The following is an 18,175-nucleotide window of genomic DNA, read 5'->3' as shown; positions in this document are numbered from 1 at the left end:
GCCTCACAGCCGCCGAAGTTCTCAGCTTGCAGTCGCCAGGAGCAAATCCGCCATCGAGCGATGCCCGCGCTTCTTGCCATGGTCATACAGCGACCCGGCAATCTCGTCCGCACGAATCGGCAGGATCGACAGCAGCGTGTCGCTCAAGCCATGGCTGGCCTGGCAAAAGCCCTGCATATAGATGCCGGCCTTGCAGCGCTCATCGGTGATCAACTTGTAATTGCGGTCCACCTCGAAATCACCCAGGTACTGTTCCAGCGGTGCCAGCAGCTTGCGGTGCATCTGCCGCTCGTAACCGGTGGCCAGCACCACGGCGTCGTAGTGACGAACCGTGACTTCGCCGGTGGCGTTGTTGCGCACCGCCAGTTCGATGCCACGCTCGGTGCCACTGGCTTTTTCGATAGTGGTCAGGGTACGGAACGCGTGGCGAGCAATGCCCGAGACTTTCTGCCGGTAGAAAATGCCGTAGATGCGCTCGATCAGGTCGATGTCCACCACCGAATAGTTGGTGTTGTGGTATTCGTTGACCAGGCGCTCACGCTCGCTGCTTTCCTGCTGGAACACCAGGTCGGTGAACTCCGGCGAAAACACTTCATTGACGAACGGGCTGTCGTCCGCCGGTTTCAGGGCAGAACCGCGCAGGATCATGTCGACCTGCACCGACGGGAAGCTGTCGTTGAGGTCGATGAAGGCTTCCGCCGCACTCTGCCCGCCCCCGATGATCGCGATGCTCATCGGCTGGTTGTTCACGCACGGCTGCTTGGCCATCTGCGCCAGGTACTGCGAATGGTGGAACACGCGATTGTCGCCCTTGAGCGCCTTGAACGCCTCGGGGATTCGCGGCGTGCCGCCCGCGCTGACCACCACCGAACGGGTGGTGCGCACATGTTGATGCCCAGCGCTATCGCGAGAAATCACCCGCAGCGCTTCGACGTGCTGGTTGTGCAGCACCGGCTCGATGGTCAGCACTTCTTCGCCATAACGGCTTTGTTTCTCGAATTGCGCGGCCACCCAGCGCAGGTAGTCGTTGTACTCCATGCGGCACGGATAAAACGTGCCAAGGTTGATGAAGTCCACCAGGCGACCGTGAGCCTTGAGGTAATTGACGAACGAGTAAGGGCTGGTCGGGTTGCGCAGGGTCACCAGGTCCTTGAGGAAGGAAATCTGCAGCTCACTCTGGGTCGACAGGGTGTTGCCATGCCAGCTGTAGTTGGCTTGCTTGTCGAGAAACAGTACATCCAGCTCGCCCTGGGTCGGCCCGCGTTCTTGCAGGGCGATGGCCAGTGCCAGGTTCGAAGGGCCGAAACCGACGCCGATCAGGTCGTGAACGATGGGCGATGCAATTGCCTGTGTCATTTCCAGTGTCCTCTGGATGAACCCCCGAGCGGCGGGGAGATAAGCCTAAGTGACCTGGCCAGCCTTGAGCAGGTCGGCAGGTCGTCTGTTGATTAGGAACGAGGACAGTGAAATAAAATTTAACAAGAACAGATTAACGCGAGGATCAATGCGCATCCCATTGGCGCATCCGCACCCGGCAATGCTTCATGGCGTTGACGATGTGCTTTTCCACCAATGCCTTGGAGATACCCAGGTGTTCGGCGATCTGCGGATGTGACAGGCCTTCGATCTTGCGCAGCAGGAAACTCTCGCGGCACAGTCGGGGCAATTCGGAAAGCGCGCGCTGGAGCATGTCCAGGCGCTGGCCGTGATCGAGGCTGCTGAGGGGCGATGGGCTGAAATAGCGCTCTTCATTGTCGAGTACCTCCAGCGACTCGACCTGGCGCAATGCATTGCGTCGGTGATCGTCGATCACCAGGTTCAAGGCCGTGCGATAAAGGAATGCCCGGGGCTGCTCGATCGGCGTGTCGCTGGAGCGTTCCAGGACTCGCAGATAAGCGTCATGCACCACATCTTCGGCCACCTGGCGGTTGCCGAGCTTGGCGTTGAGGAAACACACCAGCTCTCGATAGTAGTTTTCCAACATGACTCCCGTCCGCAGGGGTGCGGTTTCTGTCCTTGAGCCCGCTCTTCGACCACAAAAACAGACAGTGGCACGATAGTGGCAATTTGAAGTGCGTAATTTATAGTAATTCTCATATAGATTTAAAGCATTGCTTTGTCTTGCCCAACAAATAGCCATGGGCTACCGGTTGTACGCCACTGTTGATCTATCCCACGCTCTGCGTGGGAACGATCAGTGAGGTAAGCCACAGGTGTTACGCCATATGTCCGAGGCTAAATTCCCCGGTTCTTTCATCGTTTACAGGACAGCTCCCCGTCTTTGCCCGCCCTCCCCGCGCTGAACGACGGGCCGAAATCCTTTGGCCGGAACCCTGCATGAATCGTCCCCGTCACACCCGACGCGCCCTGCTTGTAGCACTCAGCCTGATCCCCGTTATCGCCGTTGCGGCCTGGCAATTCATCCCGCCCGGGCGTGATCAGTTCGCCACCGTGCAGGTCACCCGCGCCGACATCGAAAGCAGTGTCACGGCCCTGGGTACCCTGCAACCCAGGCGGTATGTCGACGTCGGCGCCCAGGCATCCGGGCAGATTCAAAAGATCCACGTGGAAGTCGGTGACGTGGTCAAGGAAGGCCAGCTGCTGGTGGAAATCGATCCCTCCACGCAACAGGCCAAACTCGATGCCGGGCGATTCTCCATCGAAAACCTAAAGGCGCAGCTGCAGGAGCAACGCGCGCAACACGACCTCGCCCAGCAGAAATACCAGCGTCAGCAAAACCTCAAGGCCGGCAACGCCACCCGCGAAGAAGACGTACAGACCGCCCGAGCCGAACTGCGTGCCACTCAGGCGCGCATCGACATGTTCCAGGCGCAGATTCGCCAGGCCCAGGCCAGCCTGCGCAGCGATCAGGCCGAACTCGGCTACACCCGGATCTATGCGCCCATGTCCGGCACCGTGGTCGCACTGGATGCCCGGGAAGGCCAGACCCTCAACGCCCAGCAACAGACCCCGCTGATTCTGCGTATCGCCAAGCTGTCGCCGATGACCGTGTGGGCCGAGGTTTCCGAAGCCGACATCGGCCACGTCAAACCCGGCATGAACGCCTGGTTCACCACCCTCAGCGGCGGCACCCGGCGCTGGAAAAGCACCGTGCGGCAGATTCTGCCGGTGCCGCCCAAACCCCTGGACCAGACAAGCCAGGGCGGTGGCAGCCCAGCCAGTTCGAGCAAAAGCGGCAGCGCGCGGGTGGTGCTGTACACCGTGCTACTGGACGTCGACAACGCCGACAACGCGCTGATGGCGGAAATGACCACCCAGGTATTCTTCGTCGCAGATCAGGCGCAGAACGTCCTGACCGCGCCGATCGCCGCCCTGCAGGCAGGCGAGCAAGCCGACAGCCAGACCGCGCAAGTGGTGGCCAAAAACGGCAGCATCGAACAGCGCAACGTCCGCACCGGCATCAGCGACCGCCTGCGGGTGCAGATCCTCGACGGCCTGCACGAAGGCGATCACCTGTTGATCGGCCCGGCCGACGGGAGTGGCGGTTGAATGCAAACGCCCCTGATCGAATTGCAGGACATCCGCAAAGCCTATGGCGGTGGCGACGCCCCTGAAGTCCACGTGTTGCGCGGCATCGACCTGTCGATCCATGCCGGTGAGTTCGTGGCGATCGTCGGCGCCTCCGGTTCCGGCAAGTCGACACTGATGAACATCCTCGGCTGCCTCGACCGGCCGACCTCGGGCGAATACCGCTTCGCCGGAGAAAACGTCGCCGCCCTGGACAGTGATGCACTGGCCTGGCTGCGCCGCGAAGCCTTTGGTTTCGTGTTCCAGGGCTACCACCTGATCCCGTCTGGCTCGGCCCAGGAAAACGTCGAGATGCCGGCAATTTATGCAGGCACTCCCGCCGCCGAACGCCATGCCCGCGCCACCGCCCTGCTCGAGCGCCTCGGCCTGGCCACGCGCACTGGCAATCGTCCGCACCAGCTTTCCGGTGGCCAGCAGCAACGGGTGTCCATTGCCCGCGCATTGATGAACGGCGGCCATATCATCCTCGCCGACGAACCCACCGGCGCCCTCGACAGCCACAGCGGCAAGGAAGTCATGGCGCTGCTCGACGAGCTGGCGAGCCTGGGCCACGTGGTGATCCTCATCACCCACGACCGCGAGGTGGCGGCGCGGGCCAAGCGCATCATCGAGATCCGCGACGGCCTGATCATCAGCGACAGCGCCCGGGACAATCGCGCCGCGCAAACCTCTGCCCATCCCGGTGCGTTGCAAGCGGTGGACCTGCGCAAGCGCCTGACTGAAGGCGCGCAAGCGAGCGGCGCCTGGAAAGGCGAACTGGTCGACGCGGTGCAAGCTGCCTGGCGGGTGATGTGGATCAACAAATTCCGCACTGCGCTGACCCTGCTGGGGATCATCATAGGCGTCGCTTCGGTGGTGGTGATGCTGGCCGTCGGCGAAGGCAGCAAGCGCCAGGTCATGGCCCAGATGGGCGCGTTCGGCTCCAACATCATTTACCTCAGCGGCTCGTCGCCTAACCCGCGAACACCGTTGGGCATTGTCACCCTGGACGAAGTCAAGGCAGTGGCGAGCCTGCCGCAGGTCATGCGCATCATGCCGGTCAACGGCCAGGAAGCCGGGGTCCGCTTTGGCAACCTCGACCACCTGAGCTACGTCGGCGGCAACGACACCAACTTCCCGGCGATCTTCAACTGGCCGGTGGTGCAAGGGAGCTACTTCACCGAGGCCGACGAACGAAACGCGGCGGCGGTCGCGGTGATCGGCCATAAGGTGCGGACCAAGCTGCTCAAGGACGTGGCCAATCCCATCGGCCAGTACATCCTGATCGAAAACGTGCCATTCCAGGTGGTCGGCGTGCTGGCGGAAAAAGGCGCCAGCTCCGGCGACTCCGACAGCGACGATCGAATCGCCATCCCCTACTCCGCGGCCAGTGTGCGGCTGTTCGGCACCCACAACCCGGAATACATCGCGATTGCCGCCGCCGATGCGCGCAAGGTCAAGGAGACGGAACACGCCATCGAGCAATTGATGCTGCGACTGCACAACGGTAAGAAGGATTTCGAACTGACCAACAACGCGGCGATGATCCAGGCCGAAGCGCGCACGCAAAACACCCTGTCGCTGATGCTCGGTTCGATTGCCGCGATCTCGCTGCTGGTGGGCGGCATCGGGGTGATGAACATCATGCTCATGACCGTGCGTGAACGGACCCGCGAGATCGGCATCCGCATGGCGACCGGTGCTCGGCAGCGAGACATCCTGCGCCAGTTCCTCACCGAAGCGGTGATGCTCTCGGTGGTCGGCGGTTTGGCCGGGATCGCCCTGGCGCTGATCGTCGGCGGCGTGTTGATCCTCAGTGAAGTCGCCGTCGCGTTCTCCTTGATAGCGGTGCTGGGCGCGTTCGGCTGTGCCCTGGTCACCGGTGTCGTCTTCGGCTTCATGCCGGCCCGCAAAGCTGCCCGACTCGACCCGGTCACGGCCCTTACCAGTGAATGATCTTTTGATGAAGCCGCAATTGAGTCTGCTGACCCTCTGCCTGCTACTAGGCGCGTGCGGCAGCCCTACCCAGCGCCCGGAGAGCGGCATCGTACCGCCCTCTTCCTGGCAATCGCCCCATGGCCAAAGTGCCGCCCGCAGCAATGTGCAATGGTGGAACCGCTTCGGCAGCCCGCAACTGGAACGCCTGGTCGAACAGGCCCGTGTCGGCAGCTACGATTTGGCCGCCGCTATGGCCCAAGTACGCCAGGCACAGGCCGAAACGGTAGTCGCCGGCGGCTCGCAGTTACCCGAAATCAAGGCCGGGTTGAACGCCAACCGGCAGAAATTATTGCGCGGCAATGGCTACAGCCAACTCGACGCCGACAGCGATAACAATGCGGTCGACTACTTCACCGCCAACCTGACCGCGAGCTACGAAATCGATTTCTGGGGCGGCCAGCGCGCTTCCCGCGACAGTGCGCAATTCGCCTTGCGGGCCAGTGAGTTCGATCAGGCGACGGTCGAGTTGACGCTGCTCAGCGGGGTCGCCAACACCTATGCGCAAACCTTGTCATTGCAGGAGCAGAGCCGTATTGCCGAGCTCAACTTGGCCAATGCCCGGAATGTTTTGAAACTGGTGCAGACCCGCTACGACTCAGGTTCGGCGACTGCCTTGGAACTGGCCCAGCAGAAAAGCCTGGTGGCGGCGCAACAACGGCAATTGCCGCTGGTGCAGCAGCAGGCCATCGACGCGCAGATCAGCCTCGCCACTCTGCTCGGCCGCCCGGTGCAGGAACTGGCGCTGGGCCAGGAACACTTCGATCAATTGTCCTGGCCCGTGATCGACGCGGGCGTCCCCAGTGAATTGCTCAGCCGCCGCCCGGACATCGCCCGGGCCGAAGCGCAACTGGCCGCCGCCCAGGCCGACGTCACCGTCGCCCGCGCCGCGATGTTGCCGAGCGTGACCCTGAGCGCGGAGATCGGCTCCGGCGCCGACCGTGCCGGCGACATCCTGCGCAGCCCCTTCTACAACCTCACCGCTGGACTGATCGCCCCAGTGTTCAACAACGGGCGCCTGGGCGCCGAGCGCGACAAGGCTTTGGGCCGCCAGGAAGAGCTGCTGGAAACCTATCGTGGCGCGATCATCAATGGCTTCGCCGACGTGGAAAAAGCCTTGAACAGCATTCGTGGGCTGGACGAACAGCGCCAGTGGCAAAGCGAAGAACTAAGCCAGGCGCAGACCGCGTTCAACATCGCCCAAAGTCGCTATGAGGCGGGGGCCGAGGATTTGCTGACGGTGCTGGAGACGCAACGCACGCTGTATGCGGCGCAGGATTTGAATGTGCAGCTGAGGCTGGCGCGGATGCAGGCGAGCATTGCGTTGTACAAGGCGCTTGGGGGTGGGTGGCAGGCTTTGTAGTTGTGGCGTCTATTCGGCCGCCTTCGCGACCAAGCTCGCTCCCACAGGGTTTTGTGTTTGCCGCACGATTTTGGCACGACACATAACCTGGGGGAGCGAGCTTGCTCGCGATTGAACGATAACGCGGTCGTCAAACCTGACTTTGCTTGGCCTTCAGATTCCGCGCATACCACGGCCGTTGCGGTACTTTACGGAACAGATCCGCGAGCTTTTTCTCATCCTCACCAAAGGTAATCCGCAACGCCAGCTTCATGGTCTCCGGGTCCATCTCCACCGACTTGCCCGCCTGCAACCCCGGCGTGGTGTTGCAGCCATGGGTGCCCGGACCCATCCAGGGGTCGTCGATCTCGACCCAGCGCCCCGGTGCGAACCACTGCACGCCATTGACCTCAAGCCGATTCACTTCCCCCGGATGAAAGCGCTCATGGGCGCGGAACCAGTCTTCCAGGCGATCGTCGATCCAGCCATGGAAGTGCCAGAACACCGGGTTCACATGGGACGAGAAAGGATCACCCAGAAAGTCGTTTTCCGGCGCATACCAGCGCGCGGAGAAATCCGCCGGATCGCGGGCGAACGGCACCGGCTGGCCGTTGGAGGGATCGCGCGGCACCGAGGCCCAACGCATGTGCAGCCAGTCATGCAGGCCCAACTCCACCTCCGAGCCAAACTGCCCCAGGGTCAACTTCGACAGGTAACGCGGGTCGCGGTATTGCGACTCCCAGACCTGGAAATTGCTGTGGTAGGTCTCGGCGGTCTTGATGTCGCTGACCCATTGCGAATACTCGTCGTCGTCCTCGGCCAGCCAGGTGGGCGGCAGCGCCGTGCCGTCGTGGTTGTCGAAATAATTGGCGAAGCCGATGCGGTCCCGGAGCAACTCCGGTTGCGGCAAGGGGAACTGCGTCCACGACGGCAAGTCCTGCATCGAACGTGCGGTGCCGAGCATGTGCCGGTGCATGAAGAAAAAGTCCACGCCCGAGCCGTTGCGATCCTTGCGCGTGCCACGGGCATCACGCTCCTTGTCCCGCGGCCCGGGCTGCCAGCCGATACCGCGCAGGGCGTTGCGCTTGTCTTCGGGCAAGGTGTGCCATTTATCCCTGGACGCATGCCAGAGCTGATGGAACAACCGATGCTCCTGGGACGTCAGCCAGGCCAGCAGCGGTGGATTCAGACCGGTGCGTTCGCGGGCTTCAGGGAACACTTTCTTGACCGCAACGAAGCGATTGTCCTGGGCCGTCATCATCAAGGGACGATCCAGGTCCAGCACGCGACCACTGAGGCTGGCGCTGCCGGCATTGCCGAAACCGGCCCAGACTTCGTCCAGCGCCATGCTGAACTCGTAGTCACAGCTGCCACCGGCGCTGAGCAAGCGCCAACTCAACTGCGCCGGCTTGACCCCGGCCACATCACCCAGCACCTGATATCGCGGTGCTTCGCTGGAACGCAAACGCTCGGCAGTGTCGAGAAAACCCACCAGGCCACGGCCCTTGTGGCCAATGTCGAGAAACAGCTCCAGTCCGTCCCGAGGCAAGCCTTCGAGACCGGCATCACGACCTTCGAAACGGATCTGCCAGACACCGCGCAGCGTATCCGCCAAGCGTTGCCCGGCGACATCCGCCACATCGAACGACGCTTCGCCGGGGGTGATCGTCGGATCCGGCTTCGTCCACTGGCGATGCCCATAAAAAGCCACGGGCACGGCAGCACCGGTCAGCGCCAGGCCTGCCATGAACCATCGTCGAGAAATCTTCATTGCCCTACCTGTGTCAGCCATGAAGCAGGCTTTATCCAAGCTAGAACGTTTGTTGCCCTGCGAAATTTAACAGCTTCGCTGGCAAGCCAGCTCCTACATGCGACCGCGTTCCGTTGTAGGAGCTGGCTTGCCAGCGAAGGGGCCGGCACAAACACCTAAATTTCCGGATCAGCCACTCGTTCCTCCCAGATAGCAAAGGCTCCCTGACTGAGACGGCAATGACAAAACCACGTTCGAAAAAGGCTCTTTTCATCGGCCTGCCGCTGGCCCTGGCGATCAGCGCGGGTGCAGGCTTTGCGGCATGGGATTACTGGTTCAAGGACAATCCCGGCTACCCGGTCAAGGTGATGAAGCAGGCCGATGAACTGCATGAGCGCCTTCTCTCGTTCGACAGCCACATCACCGTGCCCATGGATTTCGGTACCGCCGGCAATGAAGCCGACAAGGACGGCAGCGGCCAGTTCGACCTGGTCAAGACCGGGCGCGGACGCCTGTCCGGTGCGGCCCTGACGATTTTCGGCTGGCCGGAAATCTGGAACGGCCCCAACGCGCCGCATCGCCCCACCGCCGGCTTCATCGAAGAGGCACGCTTCGAGCAGGAAACCCGCTACAAGATCATCAGCGCTCTGGTGCGTGACTTCCCCAACCAGGCCGCCATCGCCTACACCCCCGACGATTTCCGGCGCCTGCATGGCGAAGGCAAGTTCGCGATCTTCCTCAGCATGCTCAACGCCTACCCCCTGGGCAACGACCTCAATGCCCTGGACAAATGGGCCGCGCGGGGCATGCGCATGTTCGGCTTCAGCTACGTGGGCAACAACGCCTGGGCCGATTCGTCCAGGCCCTTGCCATTCTTCAACGATTCCCGGGACGCCCTCGGCGGCCTCTCGGACATCGGCAAGCAGGCCGTGCACCGTCTCAACGACCTCGGCGTGATCATCGACGTGTCGCAGATGTCGACCAAGGCCCTGGAGCAAGTAGCCCGCTTGAGCCGCACGCCGATGGTGGCGTCGCACTCCGCCCCACGTGCCCTGGTGGACATCCCGCGCAACCTCAGCGACCACGAAATGCAGTTGATCAAGGACAGCGGCGGCGTGGTGCAGATCGTCGGCTTCCCGACCTACATCCGCCCGCTGAGCCAGGCCACCCAGGACAAACTCAACGCCTTGCGTGCGCGTTTCGACCTGCAACCGTTGCAAGGCCTGGAGATGGCGTTGATGCCGGGCGACCCGATCATCACCGTATGGTCGGAACAACGTTTCGGCGAATACGCCAGCCAGCTCTACGCGATTGTCGACGAAGAACCCAAGGCCACCCTCAAGGACTACGGCGACGCGATTGACTACGCGGTGAAGAAAATCGGCATCGATCACGTCGGCATCAGTTCCGACTTCAACGATGGCGGCGGCCTGGACGGCTGGAAGGACGTCAGCGAGGCGCGCAACGTGACCGCCGAGCTGATCAGCCGCGGCTACAGCGAAGCCGATATCGCCAAACTCTGGGGCGGCAATTTCCTGCGGGTCTGGGACCAGGTCGAAAAATCCTCCAGGCCCGTCGCCAACAACTGATGCCCTTTTGCCAAGCGAACCCAAAGCCATGACCAACCGTCGATCATTCCTCAAGCAGGCCGGCATTCTCGCCGCCGGCCTGCCCCTGGCTGCTGGCGTGAACCTGCCAGCGATAGCCGGCAATCCGCCGCCTTTGCCCAGGGGCAAATGGGCGCAGTTGCGCCAGCTGTTCAATCAGGACCCGGACTACCTGCATTTCGCCAACTTCCTCGTCACCTCGCACCCCACTCCGGTGCGCAACGCGATCGAGATGCACCGCGCCAACATCGACCGCAACCCTGGCCGCGCCATGGACTGGGACCTGCAGGAAACCGAAAAACGCGAGCACAATGTGCGGGTCTGGGCCGCACGTTACCTCAACGCCAAACCCGAGCAGATTGCGCTGACCGGCAGCACCACTGAAGGCCTGGCGATGATCTATGGCGGGATTCATGTGCGGCCCGACCAGGAAATCCTGGTCAGCGAACATGAGCACTATTCCACCAACTACACCCTGGAGTTTCGTCAGCAACGCCAGGGCACGAACGTGCGCAAACTCAAGCTGTTCGAGAACAGCCGCGACATTTCCATGGACGAAGTGCTGGGCTCGATCGCCCAAGGCATCCGCCCGCAAACCCGCGTTCTGGGCATGACCTGGGTGCAGTCGGGCAGCGGCGTGAAAATGCCGATCGGCGAAATCGGCAAACTGGTCGACGAGCTGAACCGCAACCGCGACGAGAAAGACCAGATTTTGTATGTGGTCGACGGCGTACACGGCTTTGGCGTCGAGGACCTCGAGTTTCCCGACATGCACTGCGACTTCTTCATCGCCGGCACGCACAAATGGATGTTCGGCCCCCGTGGAACCGGGATCATTTGCGCCCGCTCCGCCAAGCTCATGAACGTCACGCCGATCATTCCGACCTTCAGCGAATCCACCGACTTCGCGACCATCATGACCCCCGGCGGTTATCACAGTTTCGAACACCGCTGGGCCGCGGACGAAGCGTTCAAGCTGCACCTGGATTTGGGCAAGGCCGAGGTCCAGGCGCGCATTCATGAACTCAACACCTATGCCAAGGATCGCCTGCTGGAACAGCCGCGGATCGAACTGGTCACGCCAAGGAGCCCGCAGCTGTCCGCCGGCTTCACCTTCTTCCGGATCAAGGACCAGGACTGCGAAAAGGTTGCCAGCCAACTGATGCAGAACCGCGTGGTCTGCGACTCGGTGGAGCGCGACGTCGGCCCGGTGGTGCGCATCGCTCCGGGCCTGCTCAACAGCGAACATGAAATCGACCGGTTCATGGCCCTACTGAACAAAACCGCCTGACGCCCCGCTTTCTGTAGGAGCCCGGCTTGCCGGCGAAGGCGTCCTTGAAACCGCCTTCGCCGGCAAGCCGGGCTCCTACAAGGTCCACGTGATCCCCCGTTTTTTCTTTGATCGAGATGTCTCATGAACAGTGATCTGCTGTCTCCTTTCAAGGCCCTGGCCCTGTCCGCCCTCATCGCCGGCCTGCTGCCCTCTGCCGCGCAGGCCGCCACCGCCCCGCCAGCAGGCAAGGTATTCAAGGACTGCAAGAACTGCCCGGAAATGGTCGTGCTGCCCGCCGGAACTTTCACCATGGGTACCCCGGATGATGAAGTCGGCCGCGAGCCCGATGAAGGCCCGATGCATGCGGTCACCTTCGCCAAACCCTTCGCCATGAGCCGCTTCCAGATCACCGCCGGTGAGTGGGACAGCTATGTGAAGGAGAGCGGCGTGACCATCGCCAACGGCGATACCCGGCCAGGTCGCGAGTGCGTCGCCAGCAAGCCGCGCTACCCGCAGAGCCCGCGCCAGCCGGCGGTGTGCATGAACTTCGACGACGTGAAGCACTACGTCGCCTGGCTGTCGAAGAAAACCGGGCAGAAATACAGCATGGTCAGCGAAGCCCAGCGTGAATACGCCGCACGCGGCGGCACCCAGGGTTCGTTTCCCTTCCCGTTCGATGAAGGCAAGGGATACAGCATCGCCAAACACGCCAACACCTACGGCCCGGCGGACGGCTACAGCTACAGCTCGCCCGTGGGCAGCTACCCGCCCAACGCCTTCGGTATGTACGACATGCACGGCAATGTGTATGAATGGGTCGAAGACTGCGAACACCCGGACTACGTCGGCGCCCCCACCGATGGCAGCGCCTGGCTGGAACCCAATTGCGAAGCCGTGCGCATCCGCGGCAACGACTGGGGGGAAGCCCCGGTGTTCTCCCGCTCCGGTAACCGCAACAGCCAGTACCCGCAGGAGCGCGGGGACTGGATGGGCTTTCGCGTAGTGCGCGAGCTCTAACCCACCCTCGCCCCCTGTAGGAGCCCGGCTTGCCGGCGAAGGCGTCTTCAACAACGCCTTCGCCGGCAAGCCGGGCTCCTACAAGGCATGTGTGATGTCGGCAACCCCGCCACCAGTCGCCACCCTCTAAATTAACCCCTCGACCAGACGTCCTACTGGGTATCTGCCTTCCGACCCAAGGAACCGTCTTCCATGACCCAGCCTACCCGAGGCGCCATCGGCGAATTGTTCGCCCTGCTCAAACCCTTTCGACTCATCGTCGCCGCGTCCATTTTCCTGGGCATGGTCGGCGGCCTGAGCGTCACGGTGTTGCTGGCGACCATCAACAATGCCCTGCATTCGGACAGCGACCTGACCCAGGGCGTGGTCGCGCTGTTCGCCGGCCTGTGCCTGTTGGCGCTGGCCAGTTCGATCTGCTCCGACATCGGCACCAACTACGTCGGCCAGCACATCATCGCCAAGCTGCGCAAACAGTTGGGCGAGAAGGTGCTATCGGCGCCGATCGAGCAGATCGAGCGTTACCGCAGCCATCGCCTGATCCCGGTGCTGACCCACGACGTCGATACCATCAGCGACTTCGCCTTCGTCTTCGCGCCGCTGGCGATTTCCCTGACCGTGACCCTGGGTTGCATGGGTTACCTGGCGATCCTGTCGTGGCCGATGTTCCTGATCATGGTGGCCGCGATCCTGATCGGCAGCGCGATCCAGGCCTACGCCCAGAGCAAGGGCGTGCAAGGTTTCATGGCCGCCCGCGACGCTGAAGACGAGCTGCAAAAACATTACAACGCGATTGCCGAAGGCGCCAAGGAACTGCGCATCCACCGCCCACGCCGCCAGCGCATGTTCACCTCGGGCATCAAGGGCACCGCCGAATTCATCTGCAACACCCAAGTGCGTTCGATCAACACCTTCGTCATCGCCAAGACCTTCGGCTCAATGCTGTTCTTCGTGGTCATCGGCCTGGCCCTGGCCCTGCAAACGTTCTGGCCGAGCGCCGACAAGACCGTCATGAGCGGCTTCGTGCTGGTGCTGCTGTACATGAAAGGCCCGCTGGAGCATTTGATTGGCATCCTGCCGATCGTCAGCCGCGCGCAGATCGCTTTTCGGCGCATCGCTGAACTGTCGGAACAATTTTCCACCCCGGAACCGCACCTGCTGCTCAGCGACCAGGGCAACGTCAAACAGGCCGTGCACGAACTGCAATTGGCGGACGTGCGCTACGCCTTCCCGTCGGTCGAGGGTGCGGCGCCGTTCCAGCTCGGCCCGGTCAACCTGTCGATCAAACAGGGCGACATCACCTTTATCGTTGGCGAGAACGGCTGCGGCAAGACCACGCTGATCAAGTTGCTGCTGGGCCTGTACACGCCGCAACAGGGGCAGATCCGGGTCAATGGCGAGGCCATCGACGCGCACAACCGCGATGACTACCGACAGTTGTTCACCACCATCTTTGCTGACTATTACCTGTTCGACGACGTGGTCCAGGGCGATACGCAGATCCCCGAAGACGCCAACAAATACCTGCAGCGCCTGGAGATCGCGCACAAGGTCAGCGTCAAGGACGGCAACTTCACCACCACCGACCTTTCAACCGGGCAGCGCAAGCGCCTGGCGCTGGTCAATGCCTGGCTGGAAGAGCGGCCAGTGCTGGTGTTCGACGAGTGGGCGGCCGACCAGGACCCGACCTTCCGGCGGATTTTCTACACCGAGCTGCTGCCGGACCTCAAGCGCCTGGGCAAGACCATCATCGTGATCTCCCACGATGACCGTTACTTCGATGTGGCCGACCAACTGGTGCGCATGGAAAGCGGCCGGGTCGTCACCGAGCTGACGGCTGCCTGACCCCGAATGACATTTTTTTCACATTTCTTTTCCGGTTTCTCAATCGCATCTCGTCTTAATAATCATTCCTATTAACAAAAACTCTGCACGACACTTTTCAGGAGCACAGGCAAGTAATGCGATCTCTTCCACGCCGTACCCCTCTCGCGCTGGCCGTACAGCGCCCGTCACTGCACAAAACGCTGTTGACCAGCGTCCTGCTGACCGCCACGTTGCTGGGGAGCACGATGGCCAACGCGGCACCTGTAAAAGTGAGTATTGCCGTGCAGCCGCTGTCCAGCGCGCTGACCCAACTAGGCCTGCAGACCAACCTGCAAATCCTCTACAGCCCGGATCAGGTGGCCGGCATCAAGTCCCGCGCCGTCTCCGGCTCGCTGGAGCCTTCCGCGGCCCTGGCCGAGATGCTCAAGGGCACCGGCATTTCGTTCCAGATCAACGGCAACAGCGTGACGCTGGTGTCGGGTGGCTCATCGAGCCTGCAACTGGGCGCCACCACCATCTCCGGCCAGGCCCTGGGCCTGACCACCGAAGGCACCGACTCCTACACCACCGGCGCCACCACCACCGCTACCAAGCTGCCGCTGACCATTCGTGAAACGCCGCAATCGGTGACCGTGGTGACCCGTCAGCAGATGGACGACCGCGGCGTGACCAGCGTCGCCGATGCGTTGCGCAACACCCCGGGTATCACCACCCAGAAGTACGACAGTGACCGTACCGAGTTTTCCGCCCGAGGCTTTGCCATCACCAACTTTCAGTACGATGGCGTCAACATTCCCTACGACGGCGTCTACGGTGAAAACCCCAACAACAGCGACGACGCTGCCAGCCTCGACCACATCGAAGTCATCAAGGGCGCGACTGGCCTGATGACTGGCGCCGGCGACCCGGCGGCCACCGTCAACCTGATCCGCAAGAAACCGACCAAGGAATTCAAGGCCTCGGTCAGCGCCACTGCCGGTTACTGGGACAACTACCGCACCGAGGGCGACATCTCCGGCTCGCTCAACGATACCGGCAGCGTGCGCGGCCGTTTCGTCGGTGCCTTGCAGGACAAGGATTCCTACATCGATCACTACAGCCAGAAGAAAGACCTGTACTACGGCATCCTCGAAGCCGACCTGACCGACGATACCCTGCTGACCCTGGGCGTCGACAAATCCAGCGCCACCCCGCGCGGCAGTTCCTGGACCGGTAACACGGTCTACTACGCCGACGGCGGCAAGACCAACTTCTCCCGCGGCTTCAACCCGGGCGCCGATTGGAGCCGTCGTGACTTCGACAGCACCACCTACTTCGCCAACCTGGAACAAGCGCTGGCCAACGACTGGAAACTCAAGGTCAGCCTCGACCAGAAAACCACCGATCACGATACCCAATTGGCCTCGGCCAGCGGTGGCTACCCGGACCGCAACACCGGCGAAGGCATGTTCTTTTACCAGGGGCACTGGGAAGGCCATCGCGTGCAGAACACCGCTGACGTGAACGTCTCCGGCCCTTTCACCCTGGGCGGTCGCGAGCATGAACTGGTAGCGGGTTTCATGACGTCCCACTCCCGTCAGACTGGCTCAACCTATGGTAACCCCACCGACTCCGATGGACTGGTACCAGGCAACATCTTTGACTGGACAGGCCATATCGCGAAACCGGACTTCCCGAAAAACGGCAAGTACGAACGCACCCAGAGCCAGAACGGCGCTTACCTGGCCACCCGCCTGCGCCCGACCGACGACCTGTCGTTCATCCTCGGCGGCCGTGTAAGTACCTACAAGTACAATGAGGATTACACCTACTACCCGGGCGCCGGCCTGTCCGACACCCACGCCAGCTACAAGGAGCACGGCGTCGTCACGCCTTACGCCGGTGTAGTCTATGACCTGGACGATACGTACTCGGTCTACGCCAGCTACACCAGCATCTACCAGCCGCAAATCTACCAGGACGCCAGTGGCAAGACCCTGGATCCGGTTGAAGGCGACAGCTACGAGACCGGCATCAAGGCGGCCTACTTCGAAGGCGCGCTGAACGCCAGCCTGGCCTTGTTCCAGATCGAGCAAGACAACGTCGCCCAGTACGTCACCACCAACACCGACAACGGCCAGGACGTCTACGAGCCCATCGCCGGTGCCAAAACCAAGGGTGTGGAACTGGAACTCGCCGGTGAACTGGCTGAAGGCTGGAACCTGTCTGCCGGCTACACCTACGCCCGTACCCGCGACCAGGACCATCAACGCATCTACGGTTTCCCACTGGCCACCAGCAAACCGGAACACGTCGCGCGCACCTTCACCACCTACCGCCTGCCCGGCGCGCTGGACCAGTTCACCGTCGGTGGCGGCGTCAGCTGGCAGAGCGCGTTTTACGGCCAAAGCTTCAGCCCTACCGATGGCAGCACCTCGCTCAAGCAAGGCGGCTACACCCTCGTCGACCTGATGACCCGCTACCAGTACGACGACCACCTGAGCTTCACCGTCAACGCCTACAACGTCTTCGACAAGCGCTACCTGACGGGCCTGGGCAACTTCGGCACTACCTTCTACGGCGAACCGCGCAACATGCAGGTCACGGCGAAGTACGACTTCTGAGCCTGACCTGAAACAAAAAATGCCCGCGTCTCACGATGCGGGCATTTTTTTTAGAATCAAAAGATCGCAGCCTTCGGCAGCTCCTACACGCATCCCCCTGTAGGAGCTGCCGAAGGCTGCGATCTTTTGATCTTCTGGTCATGTCACCTCAAAGCCGCGATCGCACCCACCCCGCCACTTCCGCGTGAATCCCTTCCACCTCACTCAACAACCCCGCCATGCGCAAGAAGTCATGGGTCATGCCCGGTTGTTCCAGCAACGTCAGTTCATTGCCGGCAGCCCGTAAGCGCTCGGCATAGGCCAACCCTTCGTCATGCAGCGGATCATAGCCGGCGAGGTACACCAGCGCCGGCGCCACGCCCGACAGGTCTTCGGCCAGCAGCGGCGAGCAGCGCCAATCGGCCAGGTCCTGAGCGGATCGTGCGTAATGGGCATAGAACCAGTCCAGCGTCGGGGTTTCCAGCAGGTAACCTTCGGCAAAATCCCGGTGCGAGGCTCGGTGGGTCGTGGCATCGGTCACCGGGTACACCAGCAGTTGCGCCTTGGGTTTCAACGCCAGTTCCTCTGGCTGGCGAACGGCGATAATCGACAGCACCGTGGCCAGGGTCGCGCCGACGCTGTCACCGGCCAGTGCCACCCGCGTGGCATCCAGGCCGCGGGTCGCGCCTTCGCGCACCAGCCAGTTGCCGGCGTCGCAGGCGTCCTGCACTGGGGTTGGGAAACGCCATTCCGGGGCCAGGCGATAATCTACGGTCAACACGGCAAAACCGCCTTGGGCCGCCAGGCGTCGACACAACGCGTCGTGGGAATCGAGGCTGCCGACCACGTAGCCGCCGCCGTGGAAGTACAGCATCACCGGTTGCAGGCCGTCGGCCGTTTGGCCGTCGCGATACAGGCGCGCCGCCAGGCTGTGGCCGTCGCGGGCGGGGATGGTGAAGTTGTCGCAGGCGATGTGGTCCAGCGGTACATCGAGGAAGCCGGAAGACGCTTCGAAGTCGATCCGTGCCTGTTGTGGGGTCTGTTCGTGCATTGGGCGGCTTTTGCCGGTGAGGCGGCCGAATTCGGCGAGTTCGAGGAAAGCTTCAAGTTCTGGCAGTACGGCCATGGGGGGATCCTTTTACACAGAGAGGTCAGTAATCGAGCAATCCAAAATCTTGAAACGAGCGACAATCCTGTGGGAGCGAGCTTGCTCGCGATGAGGCCGGCACATTCAACATGGATGTTGAATGACACACC

12 protein-coding genes are annotated in these 18,175 nt (G+C 62.2%); 8 read left to right on the top strand and 4 right to left on the bottom strand.

The features are described from left to right. Positions 1–21 precede the first annotated feature (21 nt). Both ACIO0C_RS04080 and ACIO0C_RS04075 read right to left on the bottom strand, forming a co-directional pair. A complete protein-coding gene (locus tag ACIO0C_RS04080; RefSeq protein ID WP_401308172.1) occupies positions 22–1,356 on the bottom strand; it encodes a lysine N(6)-hydroxylase/L-ornithine N(5)-oxygenase family protein in 1,335 nt (444 codons plus the stop codon). A 145-nt stretch (positions 1,357–1,501) separates the two neighbouring features. Beyond that, positions 1,502–1,984, bottom strand: coding sequence for a sigma-70 family RNA polymerase sigma factor (locus ACIO0C_RS04075; RefSeq protein ID WP_401308170.1), 483 nt, complete (start codon positions 1,982–1,984; stop codon positions 1,502–1,504). Positions 1,985–2,337: 353 nt separating this feature from the next. On the opposite strand from ACIO0C_RS04075, the gene ACIO0C_RS04070 reads away from it, so the two are divergent. From ACIO0C_RS04070 to ACIO0C_RS04060, 3 genes are read left to right on the top strand one after another with little or no spacing between them, the layout of a single operon-like run. Beyond that, positions 2,338–3,510 carry an efflux RND transporter periplasmic adaptor subunit gene (locus ACIO0C_RS04070; RefSeq protein WP_401308167.1) on the top strand — a complete coding sequence of 391 codons (1,173 nt, stop codon included), beginning with the start codon at positions 2,338–2,340 and terminating at the stop codon, positions 3,508–3,510. After that, positions 3,511–5,484: a MacB family efflux pump subunit gene (locus ACIO0C_RS04065; protein WP_401308164.1), complete on the top strand. Its 1,974-nt coding sequence runs from the start codon at positions 3,511–3,513 to the stop codon at positions 5,482–5,484. 7 nt (positions 5,485–5,491) lie between these two features. After that, positions 5,492–6,886: an efflux transporter outer membrane subunit gene (locus ACIO0C_RS04060; RefSeq protein WP_401308161.1), complete on the top strand. Its 1,395-nt coding sequence runs from the start codon at positions 5,492–5,494 to the stop codon at positions 6,884–6,886. Positions 6,887–7,016: 130 nt separating this feature from the next. Here the strand turns inward: ACIO0C_RS04060 and ACIO0C_RS04055 are convergent, their stop codons facing one another. Continuing rightward, positions 7,017–8,636, bottom strand: a complete 1,620-nt coding sequence (locus tag ACIO0C_RS04055; RefSeq protein ID WP_401308158.1) for a PvdJ/PvdD/PvdP-like protein — start codon at positions 8,634–8,636, stop codon at positions 7,017–7,019. A 218-nt stretch (positions 8,637–8,854) separates the two neighbouring features. Here ACIO0C_RS04055 and pvdM point away from each other — a divergent pair, with 218 nt between their 5' ends. The 5 genes from pvdM (at position 8,855) to ACIO0C_RS04030 (ending at position 16,939) form a co-directional block, all read left to right on the top strand. Further along, on the top strand, positions 8,855–10,204 hold the full coding sequence (pvdM, locus tag ACIO0C_RS04050; protein ID WP_401308155.1) for a pyoverdine-tailoring dipeptidase-like protein PvdM: 1,350 nt from the start codon (positions 8,855–8,857) through the stop codon (positions 10,202–10,204). Between the two features lie 28 nt (positions 10,205–10,232). Next, the gene (locus tag ACIO0C_RS04045) at positions 10,233–11,513 is read left to right on the top strand and encodes an aminotransferase class V-fold PLP-dependent enzyme (RefSeq protein ID WP_401308152.1); all 1,281 of its coding nucleotides are present in this window, start codon (positions 10,233–10,235) and stop codon (positions 11,511–11,513) included. 123 nt (positions 11,514–11,636) lie between these two features. Beyond that, complete coding sequence (locus ACIO0C_RS04040) at positions 11,637–12,512, top strand: formylglycine-generating enzyme family protein (RefSeq protein WP_401308149.1); 876 nt, start codon at positions 11,637–11,639, stop codon at positions 12,510–12,512. A 192-nt stretch (positions 12,513–12,704) separates the two neighbouring features. Next, on the top strand, positions 12,705–14,354 hold the full coding sequence (locus ACIO0C_RS04035) for a cyclic peptide export ABC transporter (RefSeq protein ID WP_401308146.1): 1,650 nt from the start codon (positions 12,705–12,707) through the stop codon (positions 14,352–14,354). A gap of 116 nt (positions 14,355–14,470) precedes the next feature. Then, the gene (locus ACIO0C_RS04030) at positions 14,471–16,939 is read left to right on the top strand and encodes a TonB-dependent siderophore receptor (RefSeq protein WP_401308143.1); all 2,469 of its coding nucleotides are present in this window, start codon (positions 14,471–14,473) and stop codon (positions 16,937–16,939) included. Positions 16,940–17,087: 148 nt separating this feature from the next. On the opposite strand, the gene ACIO0C_RS04025 is transcribed toward ACIO0C_RS04030, so the two are convergent. Next, positions 17,088–18,044: an alpha/beta hydrolase gene (locus ACIO0C_RS04025; RefSeq protein WP_401308140.1), complete on the bottom strand. Its 957-nt coding sequence runs from the start codon at positions 18,042–18,044 to the stop codon at positions 17,088–17,090. Positions 18,045–18,175: the final 131 nt, after the last annotated feature.

The sequence above is a fragment of the Pseudomonas sp. NPDC087336 genome (assembly GCF_044744285.1).
Classification (GTDB): Bacteria; Pseudomonadota; Gammaproteobacteria; order Pseudomonadales; family Pseudomonadaceae; genus Aquipseudomonas.
The sequence above is the reverse complement of the archived record's forward strand: the minus strand, read 5'-3'. Positions and strand labels throughout refer to the sequence as shown.

Coding starts and splice junctions, on each gene's coding strand:
- ACIO0C_RS04080 (WP_401308172.1), bottom strand. CDS start 1,356: ATGACACAGGCAATTGCATCGCCCATCGTTCACGACCTGATCGGCGTC.
- ACIO0C_RS04075 (WP_401308170.1), bottom strand. CDS start 1,984: ATGTTGGAAAACTACTATCGAGAGCTGGTGTGTTTCCTCAACGCCAAG.
- ACIO0C_RS04070 (WP_401308167.1), top strand. CDS start 2,338: ATGAATCGTCCCCGTCACACCCGACGCGCCCTGCTTGTAGCACTCAGC.
- ACIO0C_RS04065 (WP_401308164.1), top strand. CDS start 3,511: ATGCAAACGCCCCTGATCGAATTGCAGGACATCCGCAAAGCCTATGGC.
- ACIO0C_RS04060 (WP_401308161.1), top strand. CDS start 5,492: ATGAAGCCGCAATTGAGTCTGCTGACCCTCTGCCTGCTACTAGGCGCG.
- ACIO0C_RS04055 (WP_401308158.1), bottom strand. CDS start 8,636: ATGAAGATTTCTCGACGATGGTTCATGGCAGGCCTGGCGCTGACCGGT.
- pvdM (WP_401308155.1), top strand. CDS start 8,855: ATGACAAAACCACGTTCGAAAAAGGCTCTTTTCATCGGCCTGCCGCTG.
- ACIO0C_RS04045 (WP_401308152.1), top strand. CDS start 10,233: ATGACCAACCGTCGATCATTCCTCAAGCAGGCCGGCATTCTCGCCGCC.
- ACIO0C_RS04040 (WP_401308149.1), top strand. CDS start 11,637: ATGAACAGTGATCTGCTGTCTCCTTTCAAGGCCCTGGCCCTGTCCGCC.
- ACIO0C_RS04035 (WP_401308146.1), top strand. CDS start 12,705: ATGACCCAGCCTACCCGAGGCGCCATCGGCGAATTGTTCGCCCTGCTC.
- ACIO0C_RS04030 (WP_401308143.1), top strand. CDS start 14,471: ATGCGATCTCTTCCACGCCGTACCCCTCTCGCGCTGGCCGTACAGCGC.
- ACIO0C_RS04025 (WP_401308140.1), bottom strand. CDS start 18,044: ATGGCCGTACTGCCAGAACTTGAAGCTTTCCTCGAACTCGCCGAATTC.